Consider the following 13,655-nt stretch of genomic DNA (forward strand, 5'->3'; position numbering starts at 1 on the left):
TCCTACTTTGCAAAAACCGCTGACACTTCAATCCGGTTGCAACAAAATTTGTAGGCGGGTGGGTTCTATCCTGAAGCGCGGCGGTCTTCTTGTCGCACCTTTTCTGAATTCAGTCCGTCAGACAGCGCGCCAACGCGTCGGTGAAGGCTGTCGGATTCTCCACCATCATCATATGCCCGGTGTTTGGAATCACCGTTAGGCTGGCGGCTTTGTCTTTGGCCCAATCCGGCAGGTTCCAGCCGGTGACGGAGCGTTCACCGGCCACCAGATGCACCGGAATGGCGTTGAACACAGCTTCGACCGCGTTGAGGTAGGACGGGTGGCCGGTGGCCTCGACGACCGCGCGGCCCATCGCCCGGACGGTCGATCCGGGTTGACGCGACAGCAGATCGGCGGCGGCTTCCAAATGCTCAGGGGTCGGCGGCACGCCGGAACGGGCGAGCCATCCCGCCGGATCAGCCCGGAAACCAACCATCAGGCTTTCAGCCTCCACCTCCGACAGGCGGGCGACGGAGCCCGACCAAAAGGCGTCGCCCAAAGTGAAATTGCCCTCCACCGACACCAGGGCGGCGACCTGTTCAGGATGCTGATGGGCCAGCAACGCGCCGATGGCTCCCCCCACCGAATGCCCGATCACCGTCACGGGCTGGTCGCCAAAGGCCGCGCGCGCCGCCCGGTGGACGTGGTCGGCTTGGGCGGCGAGCGTGATGCTGGCCGGATTGGTTCCCCGCTCCACCCCATAGCCCAGCAGATCGGGGGCGAGCGTGGGCGTGGGCGCGAAGGGGCGGTGCAGGATCGGCGTTTGCAGGCTTCCGATCAGGCCATGAACGAAGACCATCGGGCGGCGGGTCATGGGGCGCGTCCGTTGTGATGGTGAAGACCGGGAATGGATGTCAGATGCTGTAATCGCCCTGTTGCAGGCTCTGGTCCATGCTGAGCGCCGGGGCCAGTTCGTCGCGGCACCAGCCGACGACGCGGGCGGGAATCCCGGCCACCGTGGCGCAGCCGGGCACGTCCTTCAGCACGACGCTGCCCGCGCCGACCTTGGCGTGGGCGCCGATGGTGATGTTTCCCAGCACCTTGGCCCCCGCCGCCAGCAGCACGCCGTCGCGCACCTTGGGGTGACGGTCGCCATGCTCCTTGCCGGTTCCGCCCAGCGTGACGTTTTGCAGGATCGAGACGTCGTTGCCGATCACCGCCGTTTCGCCGATGACGACGCCGGTGCCATGGTCGATGAACACGCCGCGCCCGACCGGCACCGCCGGGTGGATGTCCACCGCGAAGGTTTCCGACACCCGGCTTTGCAGGAAATGGGCGAGGTTGTGGCGGTCCTGCTTCCACAGCCAATGGGCGACGCGGTGCCATTGCAGGGCGTGGTAGCCCTTGAAATAGAGAAACGGCGTCAGGCAACTGTCCGCCGCTGGGTCGCGGGTCAGAATGGCGGCCAGATCGGCGGCGGCGGCGTTGACGATCCCCGCCTCAGAATCAAAGGCGGCCTGCACGGTGACGGCCAACCGATCCGGCGGCATCACCCGGTCGGCCAGCTTGCGCACCAAAAGCGCGGCGAGCGCCGAGCCAAAACAGTCGTGCGACAGAACGGATTCGTTCAGAAAAACCCGCAACGTCTTTTCTTCCGCCGCGACGCGGGTGGCGTCGGCGCACAGGGTTCGCCACAGATCCTGTCCGACCGGCGACGGGTCGCGCACCGTAAGGCCGAGGGTGTCCATGCGTCCGTCTTTCCCAGCCGTTTGCTAAAATCCAACAGGGTTACTTTGGTAAGGACGCCCCGTCCGGGTCAAGCCCTATGCGGTCAGGAACGCCCCCGCTTGACGCATGTCGGCGATCCTCCCAATGCGCCCGGCGAAAGGCTTGCGGCGATTGCCCGCCGCGTTGGGTGAAAAAACGCGAGAAATAGGCCGGATCCTCAAAGCCCAACGCGTAGCCGATCTCGGCCATGCCAAGCCCGGTGTAGATCAGCGACCGCTGCGCTTCCAGCATCAGGCGGGCGTGGATCAGTTGCAGGGTGGATCGCCCGGTGACTCGGCGGCAGGCGGCGTTCAGCCGCCCGCTGGTGACGCCCAGGGTGGCGGCGTAGCGGTCCACCGGCCAATGCGCGCGAAACCGCTCGTCGATCAGGTGGCGCAGCCGGGCCAGCAGGCGGATGTCGGGCGATTGCCCCTGCTCCGCCCTGCCCTGCGCGGCGAACAGCCGGGCCGTCGTCACCAGCGTCAGCGTGACGTGGGCGGCGATGGCGCTGGCCCGACCAAGGTGATGGGCGCGGAATTCGGCGGTGATGGCGGCGAAGGCGGCGGCGAGATCGGCGGTCTCCGGCGCGTCGGCGCTCAGATCATGGGCGAAGGGCAGCGCCAACGCCGCCCGCAACTCCGCGTCATGAACGGCGGTGAGCACGCTGGCGAGAAACCCTTCCGACATGGTCAGCACCGACCCGTCGGTGTCGGGGTCGAAGCGGAAGCCGTGGACCACCTGGGCCGGGACCGCGATCAAGGCGGGCGCGCGAAACCGCCATTCCTCCGCGTCCACCGTCAGCCGCCCGCCGCCGCGCGTCACCAGCAGGCTGTGGCTCAACCCGTCATGGCGGTGGGGTTGAACCTCCCAATTGTGCAAGCGCATCCGCTCTGGAATCGTTTCAACATGGACGAAGCGCAGCTCAGGAACCGCCGGAGGCTCGCCATACAGCCAATAGCGGGGGATGGGTTCGAGGGGCGTGGACATGCCGGGGACCAGGGAGAAGGACGATGAAAAGTACAAGGAATTCGCCGCTTCGTCTATGTCCGGCGTCGCCGTCCGCAGGGTAGGATCGCCTCAGAACGATTGATAGAGCCGATTGTTATTTAAAAGCTCTATCAAATAAAATCCCGCGCAGAAGGTTTGAGAGACATGGCCACCATCACCCGCACCCCCGTTGGGATCATCGGCGCTGGACCCGCCGGTTTGTTTCTGGCGCATTTGCTGCGCCGCCAAGGCGTTGAAACCGTCATCCTGGAGAGCCGCAGCCGGGCGGAGGTCGAAGGCACCATCCGGGCTGGCGTTCTGGAGCAATGGGTTGTCGATCTGATGAACGAAATGGGCCTGGGCGAGCGCATGATGCGCGAGGGTCATTTCCATTCCGGCATCACCCTGCGCTTCCACCGGGAAAGCCATCACATCGACATGGCGGAGTTGACCGGCGGCAAGCGCGTCACCGTCTACGCCCAGCACGAGGTGATTCGCGATCTGGTCGCCGCGCGGCTGGAGGATGGCGGAGAGATCATTTTCGGCGTGTCCGACGTCCAGCTTCACGCGGTGGAGAGCGAGCAACCGTTCATCACCTTCCGCCGCAGCCCCGAGGGGCCGGTTGAGGAATTGCGCTGTGATTTCATCGCCGGGTGCGACGGCTTCCACGGTCCCAGCCGTCAAGCCATTCCCACGGCGATGCGCAGCGAGCATCAGATCGTCTATCCCTTTGGCTGGCTTGGCATTCTGACCTCCGCCCCGCCCTCGCACCCCGAGTTGATCTACGCCAGCCACGAACGCGGCTTCGCCCTGCTCAGCACCCGTTCGCCGGAGGTGCAGCGGCTCTACATCCAGGTCGATCCCAAGGACGACATCGCCAACTGGTCCGACGCCCGCATCTGGTCGGAGCTTCACACGCGGTTGGAGGACAAAAGCGGTTGGGCTTTGACCGAAGGGCCGGTGTTCCAAAAGGGCATCATCGCCATGCGCAGCTTTGTTTGCGAGACGATGCGGCATGGCCGCCTGTTTCTGGCGGGCGACGCCGCCCACATCGTGCCGCCGACCGGAGCCAAGGGGCTGAATCTGGCGGTCGCCGACGTTCTGGTGCTGTCCCGCGCCCTGACCGCCTTTTTCAAATCGGGCGACGGCGATGGTTTGGCGGGCTACAGCGCGCAATGCCTGCGGCGGATTTGGAAGGCTGAGCGCTTCTCCTGGTACATGACGACGATGCTGCATCACAACCCGAACGAAACCTCGTTCGAGCAGCGAATCCATCTCGCCGATCTGGATTACGTCGTCCATTCCCGCGCGGCGATGACGGCGCTGGCGGAGAATTACGTCGGTCTGCCGATGGAGTGACGGCCCGGCGGCGGGTTAGGACGCGGCGGGTTAGGACGCAGCGGGTTAGGACAGGGCGTCGGCCTCCGCGCGCCGCGTGATTCCTTGCGAGGTCGCAAGCGGCGAATAGGTTTGGAAAAAGACATCGACGGGGATCGGGCGGCTGAAATAATAGCCCTGGAAGACGGCGCAGCCGTGCTCTTTCAGGAAATCCCGATCCTCGGCGGTTTCGACGCCCTCCGCCACCGTTCTCAAGCCCAGTCGGTCGGCGATGGACAGGATGATGTCGACCAGCACGGCGTTGTGACTGTTGCCGTCCACATCCTGGATGAAGGAACGGTCGATCTTGATTTCGCTGACCGGAAGCTGCTTCAGGTAGGACAGCGACGAAAAACCCGTGCCGAAATCGTCCAACGAGAAGGACACCCCGCAGGCGCTCAATTCCCGCATCTTGGCGACCGTGTCGTGGACGTCCTCGATGGCGATGCCTTCGGTGATTTCCAACGTCAGCCGTCGGGGGTTGACCCGAGTCCGATTCATGATCTCGATCACCGTCGCGCAGAAATTCGTCTGGCGAAACTGCCGGGGGCTGATGTTGACCGACAGGTGGCAGGAGCTTCCCGCATCCTCCAACCGGCGGAGAATGCGGCAGGCTTCGGCCAATATCCAATCGCCCAGCGGCAGGATCAGGCCGGAATTTTCGGCCACCGCGATGAACGCGCCGGGGGCGACCAGACCGCGCGTCGGGTGGTTCCAGCGAACCAGCGCTTCGGCGGCGATCAACGCGCCGTCGGCGGTGGTTTGCGGTTGCAGGAACAGGGTGAATTCGCCGCCTTCGACCGCCTTGCGCAAATCCTGTTCCAACAGCAAGCGGGCTTCCGCTTCGGCCCGCATCAGAGGATCGAATTCGCGAACGCTGTTGCGGCCGCTGTCCTTGGCCGCGTACATGGCGCTGTCGGCCTGGATCAGGATGTCATCGACCGTCTCAACCGGCGTCTTGGGAAACACCGTCAGGCCGACGCTGGCGAACAGGCTGTAATCCTGCTGGTCCAAGTGAAACGGCAGGGCCACCGCCCGCCGCAGCTTGTCGGCGACCTGATGGGCGGCGGACGCCGCTTCCGTCTGATCGGCGCCCAGGTCGGGCAACAGGATGACGAATTCGTCGCCGCTCAAACGGCTGACCATTTCGCCTTTGCGCAGAACGCCGCGCAGCCGTTGGGCCAACTGCCGCAGCAAGGCGTCGCCCGCCGTGTGGCCGCGCGCGTCGTTGAGATTCTTGAAATGGTCGAGGTCAAGGAACAGCAACGCGCCAACGCGCCCGGTCCGGCGCCCGGTTCGCAGCGCCTGCTCCAGGTTTTCCAGCAGCAGCCGACGGTTGGGCAGATCGGTCAAGGGGTCGTAATAGGCGAGCCTTTCGATCTGGCGCTCGGCGCGTTTTTTTTCGGTGACGTCCAGCATGATGGCCAGATAGCCCCGGACCACGCCGCCGCTGTCGCGCAGCACGCTGACGACCAGCGACACCAGGCGCCGCGCCCCGTCCTTGCGGACGCAGGTCCATTCCCGCTGTTCGGGCAGGCCGTTTTCCCGCGTGGCGGCGACGAACACCTCAAAATCCGGCTTGATCGGGCGTTGCAGCGCTTGGCTCATCCGTTCGGCCTGGACGCGCAATTCGTCGGCGTCGTGAAGACGCAGCAGCGCCGAGGCTGGGTGTTCCAGCATCTCCTTGGCGCTGTAGCCGGTGATCTCTTCGGCCTCTCGGTTGAAGACGCGGACGACGCCGTCCAGGCTGGTGGCGATGACGCCGCAGGCGGCGCTTTCCAGAACGCCCTTGTTGAGCGACAGGCTGTCCTTCAGGGCTTCGCGGCTGTTGTAGGTTTCCGTAACATCCTGGAAAATCAAGACGACGCCGTGCAGCGCGCCGTTGCGGTCGCGGATTGGGGCGGCGGTGTCGGTGATGTGGCTGCGCCGACCGTCGCGGGACACCAGCACGGTGTGATTGGCCAAGCCGACGATTTGGCCGTCGCGCAGCACCTGTTCGACCGGAACGCTGACCGCTTGACCGGATTCAGCGCTTTCGATGGCGAAGACGTCCGACACCGGCTTGCCCAGCGCCTCGGCCATGGTCCAGCCGGTCAGCCGTTCGGAGGCGCGGTTCATCAGCGTCACCCGTCCGTCGGTGTCGGTGGCGATCAACCCGTCGCCAATCGACAGCAGCGTGACGCGCATCCGTTCCTTTTCCGCCCACAGTTCCCACTGCGAACGGTTCAGCGCGTCATAGGGGTGGTGAACGGAGGTGACGAAGATCGCCCGATACAAATACCAATAGCCAATCACCTTATAGAGATGCCCTGTGGCGTTCGACAGGTCATAGACGCTGAAATACAGCGTGAAGCACAGTTCGCTTATGGCGATGGCGACGGCGGCGACGATCAGGCGGGGGACGTCCAGCGTCGAGGGGCGGCGCCTGCGCCAATGGAAGGCCAAGGCGGCCCCGCCATAGAGCAGAACCAGGGCGTATTCGGCGTAGAGCTTGGTCGTGGTCAGCCCCTGACCGGGAATGAAGGTGCGCGGCAACGTGTCTGGAAACCAGAGCGTCACGCCATAAACCGCCGCCACCGCCAGCAACGTCGCGCCGATCAGGGGATAACGTCGGATGTCCGAGGCTTCCGGCTTCCAGGACAGCAGGGCCGCCGCCAGCAGGGCGACGGCGGCGATGAAACGCGCGGCCAGCCAAAAGACGATGGCCTTTTCCGGGCCGGAGGGAGTCACGAAGTCCGGCATTCCCGCGTAGGACAAGAGATGCCCGAAATCAAGCAACGCCACGCCCAGAAAGCCTGTGGACAAGGCCAGCAGCGCCGGAGTCGCCTGCTGGGTGTAGGAGTTCCAGCCGATGGCGAACACAAGAATGGCCACAGCGATGGCGAATGTTTCAAACAGCGTGTGGAGCGGCAGATAATACAGAATCTCAACCGGTCCCGCGACGGTCGGGAAATAAAGGGACAAAACAAAAAAAGCGAACAGAAACGCCAATGTGCGGGTGATGTTGAATTTTTCTGCTTTTCTTGTGTTTGGATCCCAGATTGGCAAAGCGTCTGTCTCGGCCATGCGCCATCCCCCTCGGCTTGGATCCTTGCGTGACCCCGGTCGATCCCCGCCATGCTTTTTCGCCGTCGCCTGCGGCGCATGACCGCCCACAAGCGACCACTCCTTCACATTACTCTTTTATTAGAGAAATGGATTGTACTTTCGCTCATCAGCGCCCCTTCTGCGGATTGGGGGCGACCCTGATTGCGGCGGCTCCATGCGCGCGCGTCTGCGCGACGCGTCGCCAGTCAAATGTCAAAGTTCATCGCCAAAGCGCCGGTGGATTGGCGGTGTCGCAGGGCGTCGGACAGGCTGTGATTGTCCAAGACCCCGGCGGTGGCGTCGCGGACCTGCGTCATCAGCCAACGCACCGAACAAACCGCAGGATCGCCGCAATCCTCACACGGCTTGAAGGAAAATTTGCTGGCGCAGGGCAAGGGGGCGAGATGCCCGTCGATCAATCGGATCACCTCGCCAAAGGAGATCCCCGACGCTGGGCGCGCCAGACGATAACCGCCGCTCTTGCCCCGTTTGGCGTAGAGCAGCCCGTGCTTGCGCAACTCCACCAGAATGGCTTCCAGAAATTTGCGGGGGATGTTCTCGCGTTCGGCGATGTCGGCGATCAAAATCAGATCGTCGTTGTTGGCCTGTTCAGCGAGCATGATGAGCGCGCGAAGGGCGTATTTGGCTTTTTGCGACAGCATCCCAGAGACTATCCACCCAGTTCGGAACCGTGACCATCTTGGATCGGCGCGGTCTTCCCGCCGATCCCACAGTCGCGGACTGTAGTGACTTTCCCCGTGCAAGGCGAGCGTCATACAAGGGGATTGCCCCCGCTTCCTTACGCCGCGTCGGCAAGGGCGTGATAGATCTCTTCCTCCTGCGCGAAATGCAGGCGCAGGATGGCGTCCAGGCTGTAAAGAACGCGCTGGGTCTCGCGCAAGGCCGCCGGATCGTCCGGGGGATCGGCGAGATCGGCGACCATCCGGCCATAGCGGCGCACCAGTTGCCCAACCTCGCGATGGCCCCGGCTCATCGCCGCCATCGGATCGACGCCGCCGATCAACTGGGCGATTTGCGGGTAGAGCGCGCGGTCGTCCTCCTGCTCGTGGCGCAGCAACTCGTCGCGCAGACGGGTGGCCAGATCGGCCAGATCCTGTTTGGTCGGCAACGCCTGCCCCGCCGACAGCCGGTCGCCGGTGGCGCGGACGCGGTCAAGGAGCGGCAGCAGCGCGTCGTGTTCGGCCTTCAATCGGGCGGCCTCATCGACCGGGAAGGAGCCGACTTTGCGGCCAAAACGCCCGTCGCCCAGCGCCCGCAGGGCGTTGACGATCACCGCGACGTCGATGACCTCCTGCAACACCGCGCCGCTCAAGGGCGGCAGAAAGCCCGCCGCCGCGACGCCCATGGCGACGAAGGACAACCCCATGCCGACCAGCACGCTTTCCACGGCGATGCGGCGCGAGCGGCGGGCGACGCGCATCGCCTCGGCCAGCCGGTCAAGCCGATCCACCAACAGCACCACGTCAGCGCTTTCCGACGACGCGGCGGCGCCGCGCGCGCCCATCGCCACGCCGACATCGGCCATCGCCAGGGCGGGCGCGTCGTTGACGCCGTCGCCCACCATCACGGTCGGGCCATGGCGCTTCGCCGCCTCGACCGCCGCCACCTTGTCGGCGGGGGCGCAGTCGGCGATCACGCCATCCAGCTCCAGCGCCGCGCCGATGGTTTCGGCGACGTCGCTGTGGTCGCCCGTCACCATCACCAGACGTTCGGCCCCGGCCTTGCGCAGCAGGCGGAGCGAGCGGGCGGCCTCCGGGCGAATCTCGTCGGCCAGCAAGATCGCGCCGACCATGGCGCCATCGACGGCGACGAAGACGCCCGCCGCCCCCTCGTAACCCATGCGGCGCAGGAAGCGGGCGCGCCACGGCGGCGGCTGTGGGGCCGGAGCCTGTTCGTCGACATAGGCGACGCCGCCAACCGACACCAGGCGGCCATCGACGCGCCCGGTCAATCCCGCGCCGGGTTGTTCGTGGATGGCGGTCGGGGCCGACAGGGGCAGGCCGCGCGCGCGCGCCGCCGCGATGATCGCCTCCGCCAGCACATGTTGCGACGCTTGATCGAGCGAGGCCGCCAACCGCAACATGTCGTTGGAATCGATGGCGCCGCCCTGCCCGTTCGCGTCTTTGCCGTTGCCGCCGACCTCCAGCGCGACGACCCGCGCCCGCCCGCCGGTCAGGGTGCCGGTTTTGTCGAACAGCAGCGTTTTCACGGTGGCGAGCGTTTCCAGCGCCCCCGCCCCCTTGACCAGAACGCCGCGCTTGGCGCAGCGCGACATCCCCGCCACGATGGCGACGGGCACCGCCAGGATCAACGGACAGGGGGTCGCCACCACCAGAACGGCCAGGGCGCGGTTGGGATCCCCCGACAACAGCCACGCGATCCCGGCCGCCAGCAGCGCCAGCGGCACGAACAGCAAGGCGTAACGGTCGGCCAGCCGCGAGGCCGGAGCCTTCGACTCTTGCGCCGCCCGCACCAGCCGGATGATCCCGGCGTAGGCGCTGTCCGCCGCCGTGGTGACGGCGATCAGCTCGAACGCGTCGCCGACGTTGGTCGCGCCGCTGCGCAGCCGCCCGCCCGCCTCGTGGCGGGTCGGCAGCGGCTCGCCGGTCAAGGCCGCTTCGTCCAACACGGCGACGCCCGCCGCCAGCGTGCCGTCCACCGGCAGCACGTCGCCCGCGCGGACCAGCAGCCGGTCGTTCGCTTTGACGTCGTCAAGTGGGATGGTGACGATGCGCCCGTCGGCCTCGCAGCGGTTGGCTTGACGCGGCGCCCGGTCGAGCAGCGCCGTCATCTCCCGCTGCGCGCGCGCCGCCGCCCAGCCTTCCAAAAGCCGCCCGCTGGAGACCATCAGGGCGATGACGGCGCTGGTCAGCGGCTCGCCCATCGCCAGCGTTCCCGACAGGGCCAGCACGGCGATGATGTCCAGCCCGGCTTCGCCGCGTCGGATCGCCTGGACAATGTGAATCAGCAGGACCGCCAGCGTCGGCAGGGCGCCCGCCGCCCAAGCCCAGGCGGCGATCCGATCCTCGCCCAGCCACCCGGCGCCAATCCCAAACATCAGACCAGCGGCGGCGACGGCGAACAGCGCGAGCTTGCGGAAAAGAGGGAGGGCCATGACACGATCCTCCGGCGCGAAAGGCGCGCAGATTGTCGGATCAATAATAGCACGGCGTCAGGCGCGGCGGCCCTGCGCATCCGCCATAGGCGGCCTGCGGGGCGACGGCGGAATTTAAGAACGATGGTGGCCGGAATGGTCGAGGTCGCGCACGGCGCGGCCAAGGGGGGCGCCGGAACGGCGGCGCTCCTTGGCCATGCTGCGCCGTTACGCGGAGATGTTGAGGGTCCGCCCACGGTTGGGATCGGTCGGCAACGGCGGCGCGCCGCCCGATTCCTTGGCTTTCACCGACGCCGATTCCGTGGCGTCGTTGTCGTTGTCGCCGTCGCTGTCCACCTTGGCGGCCTGAGGCGCGGCAGCCTGAAGCTGTTGGGGGGAATAGGACGGCGTGGAGGATGACACCCCACCGATCATGATGTTTCTCCCAATGTTGTCGCGACGGCGAAACCTTAACACCGGGGTCGCGCCGCCAATCATGAATTAAATCTAATGAGAGTTCACATCCTTGTGAGAGCCGCTGTGGGGGCGAGCCGAAGCCAAAAGCGCGCCAGTTCGACAACGCGCCGCCTTCGCCCCCGCCCACCACCAACAAGCCGCTTCGCCGAACACAATCCGCACACCCATGCAGGGGCGAACATCGTCCAGCATGGCGATGGCTATGCACAGTCTCACAATCCACGCCCCCGTGAAGGGGCGAACTGTTCTCCAATGCCATTCCACAAGATCCGGTGATGTTTCAATCCACGCCCCCGTGAAGGGGCGAACCAGCCGGATTTCATGGCGGAACGGGGCCGTGTCGTAGTTTCAATCCACGCCCCCGTGAAGGGGCGAACAAAGACAAAATAGACCAGCGACTTACGGCGCGTTGTTTCAATCCACGCCCCCGTGAAGGGGCGAACGTTCACCTTGCGCTATTCAACCGACCTACAGCAACGTTTCAATCCACGCCCCAGGGCAATCGCTTGAACGAAGAGATCGGGGATGTCTGACAAGATTTGACACGGATTTCACGGACTGACTCACGGATTTCACGGATTTCCGCCAATGAGCGAACCTTTCGACGCGATGGGCCTTGGTCCAAGGAAGACATCCGTGAAATCCGTGTGAGAATTCGTGAAATCCGTGTCAAATCTTGTCTCGGGATCGCCAACAGCGTGTTCAAGCGATTGCCCTGATCCACGCTCCCGTGAAGGGGCGAACGCGCTGGGGTTGTCGTTGATCCAGTCCTTCGGAAAGTTTCAATCCACGCCCCCGTGAAGGGGCGAACGCTGCCGCTCTAAACGCGGAAATCGCGGCGTTGGAGTTTCAATCCACGCCCCCGTGAAGGGGCGAACGCGCCGCCCGGTGATGCCCGACTTCACCGAACCCGTTTCAATCCACGCCCCCGTGAAGGGGCGAACTTTCCAAGGTGTGGGGGCGCGATCTCTACGGTGGAGTTTCAATCCACGCCCCCGTGAAGGGGCGAACGCGGCGGCGTGATTTCTCTCATTGAGGCAAAGGACGTTTCAATCCACGCCCCCGTGAAGGGGCGAACCCGTTCTGGCGCCGGGGCCGAAGGTGTGTTCGGAGTTTCAATCCACGCCCCCGTGAAGGGGCGAACTCGCCCGGACCTTGCTGGCCGGGTAGCGGCGGCAGTTTCAATCCACGCCCCCGTGAAGGGGCGAACGACGTCACATGATCCGCTTTAGCATTCCCGCAGCCGTTTCAATCCACGCCCCCGTGAAGGGGCGAACCAAAGTGAGGGTCTGCTTTAGCACGAATGTGCCGAGTTTCAATCCACGCCCCCGTGAAGGGGCGAACGGGGCGCGTCGCGCCAACTGTAACCGCTGGACACGTTTCAATCCACGCCCCCGTGAAGGGGCGAACCAACGAAATCCAAAAGGCGTTCAACAATATGCGGTTTCAATCCACGCCCCCGTGAAGGGGCGAACCCACAAGGTGGATCGGGTCCGGCAACGGGGCGCATGTTTCAATCCACGCCCCCGTGAAGGGGCGAACCTCACGACCGAAGGGACCTAGGTCAGCGCCTACTAGTTTCAATCCACGCCCCCGTGAAGGGGCGAACCACCTTGGGCGGGACGACCCGGATTAAGTTGACGTTTCAATCCACGCCCCCGTGAAGGGGCGAACTTCTATGTTGACGGCGTGTCTTCAATCAACTTCAAGTTTCAATCCACGCCCCCGTGAAGGGGCGAACGGCCGCTCTGCCTGCCGGTCTTACCTACCGCCTTGTTTCAATCCACGCCCCCGTGAAGGGGCGAACATTCCGCCCTCCATTGGAAATCGTAAGTGATCCGGTTTCAATCCACGCCCCCGTGAAGGGGCGAACCGGCACCAGCGTCATGGCGGCGTCGATGCTGGCGGTGTTTCAATCCACGCCCCCGTGAAGGGGCGAACTCTTCGACGAATCCGGGCATGCGTGCGTCGTCGGCGTTTCAATCCACGCCCCCGTGAAGGGGCGAACTCCCAAACACTATAGACTTGTTCAAGAACCCACAATTCCCCATTTGGCGCGAACCCTTTGTCGGTCGGGGCGTGGCCGGGGGGCGTGTGTCGCTGTTTGCGGTTCAACCCGTTGGCGTTCCTCGTGCGCGAACCGATCAGGGAAATCGTGTTCGCTTGGGGTTCGCGGGCATTAAACCATCAAGGGGCCTTCGGATCCACGGCTGGATTCGCGTTTCGCGTGGATTGGCGTGCTTGACGGCGGTCAAACCCAGCGGACCGGCGTTTCAGATAGGCTTGCGTCTTTCCCCGTCCGACCATCAGCAGGAACGCCCGCCGTCATGACCGCATCCCCGATCCGCATCGGCATTGTCACCGTTTCCGACCGCGCCAGCCAAGGCGTTTATCAGGACAAGGGCGGTCCGGCGATCCGCGCCGCGCTGGATCGCGTCATCGCCTCGCCTTGGGTCGCCGAGGCGCGGGTGATCCCCGACGATCTCGACGGCGTCGCCGCCACGCTGGCGGAACTGGCCGACGCGGCGGGCTGCGGGTTGATCGTCACCACCGGCGGCACCGGCCCCGCCCCGCGCGACGTGACGCCGGAGGCGACCGAACGGGTGTGCCAGAAGATGATGCCGGGCTTTGGCGAGTTGATGCGCAAGGTCAGTCTGGCGGTCGTGCCGACGGCCATCCTGTCGCGCCAGACGGCGGGGATTCGCGGATCCTGCCTGATCGTCAATCTGCCGGGCAAGCCGTCGGCCATTGAGGATTGCCTGATGGCGGTGTTTCCGGCGATTCCCTATTGCCTGGATTTGATCGGGGCGGGGCGGATCGACACCGACCCGGACGTCTGCCGCGCCTTCCGTCCCGGTTCATAACG

Annotated in this window: 9 protein-coding genes and 1 CRISPR repeat array; of the genes, 2 read left to right on the top strand and 7 right to left on the bottom strand. The window is 65.0% G+C overall.

The window, feature by feature from the left end; all coding sequences use genetic code 11:
- Positions 1-109: 109 nt before the first annotated feature.
- From ACODS4_RS21080 to ACODS4_RS21090, 3 genes are read right to left on the bottom strand one after another with little or no spacing between them, the layout of a single operon-like run.
- Positions 110-853, bottom strand: a complete 744-nt coding sequence (locus ACODS4_RS21080) for an alpha/beta fold hydrolase (RefSeq protein ID WP_488867200.1) — start codon at positions 851-853, stop codon at positions 110-112.
- Between the two features lie 40 nt (positions 854-893).
- Positions 894-1,727: a serine O-acetyltransferase gene (gene cysE / locus ACODS4_RS21085; RefSeq protein WP_488867202.1), complete on the bottom strand. Its 834-nt coding sequence runs from the start codon at positions 1,725-1,727 to the stop codon at positions 894-896.
- A gap of 40 nt (positions 1,728-1,767) precedes the next feature.
- Positions 1,768-2,733: a helix-turn-helix domain-containing protein gene (locus ACODS4_RS21090; RefSeq protein ID WP_488867204.1), complete on the bottom strand. Its 966-nt coding sequence runs from the start codon at positions 2,731-2,733 to the stop codon at positions 1,768-1,770.
- A 165-nt stretch (positions 2,734-2,898) separates the two neighbouring features.
- On the opposite strand from ACODS4_RS21090, the gene ACODS4_RS21095 reads away from it, so the two are divergent.
- Complete coding sequence (locus ACODS4_RS21095) at positions 2,899-4,092, top strand: 4-hydroxybenzoate 3-monooxygenase (protein WP_488867206.1); 1,194 nt, start codon at positions 2,899-2,901, stop codon at positions 4,090-4,092.
- A gap of 45 nt (positions 4,093-4,137) precedes the next feature.
- Here the strand turns inward: ACODS4_RS21095 and ACODS4_RS21100 are convergent, their stop codons facing one another.
- The 4 genes from ACODS4_RS21100 to ACODS4_RS21115 form a co-directional block, all read right to left on the bottom strand.
- A complete protein-coding gene (locus ACODS4_RS21100) occupies positions 4,138-7,074 on the bottom strand; it encodes a bifunctional diguanylate cyclase/phosphodiesterase (RefSeq protein ID WP_488867208.1) in 2,937 nt (978 codons plus the stop codon).
- A 329-nt stretch (positions 7,075-7,403) separates the two neighbouring features.
- Positions 7,404-7,859, bottom strand: coding sequence for an RrF2 family transcriptional regulator (locus tag ACODS4_RS21105; RefSeq protein ID WP_488867210.1), 456 nt, complete (start codon positions 7,857-7,859; stop codon positions 7,404-7,406).
- Positions 7,860-7,996: 137 nt separating this feature from the next.
- Positions 7,997-10,333, bottom strand: a complete 2,337-nt coding sequence (locus ACODS4_RS21110; RefSeq protein WP_488867212.1) for a heavy metal translocating P-type ATPase — start codon at positions 10,331-10,333, stop codon at positions 7,997-7,999.
- A gap of 207 nt (positions 10,334-10,540) precedes the next feature.
- Positions 10,541-10,747 (bottom strand): hypothetical protein, encoded by a 207-nt coding sequence (locus ACODS4_RS21115; protein ID WP_488867214.1) that lies wholly within the window; start codon positions 10,745-10,747, stop codon positions 10,541-10,543.
- 754 nt (positions 10,748-11,501) lie between these two features.
- Positions 11,502-12,797: a CRISPR direct-repeat array (repeat unit 32 nt; unit sequence GTTTCAATCCACGCCCCCGTGAAGGGGCGAAC).
- Positions 12,798-13,116: 319 nt separating this feature from the next.
- Between ACODS4_RS21115 and mog the strand changes: the two genes are divergently transcribed.
- Complete coding sequence (mog, locus tag ACODS4_RS21120) at positions 13,117-13,653, top strand: molybdopterin adenylyltransferase (protein WP_488867216.1); 537 nt, start codon at positions 13,117-13,119, stop codon at positions 13,651-13,653.
- Positions 13,654-13,655 lie beyond the last annotated feature (2 nt).

It is taken from the genome of Azospirillum sp. FG154, assembly GCF_057809575.1.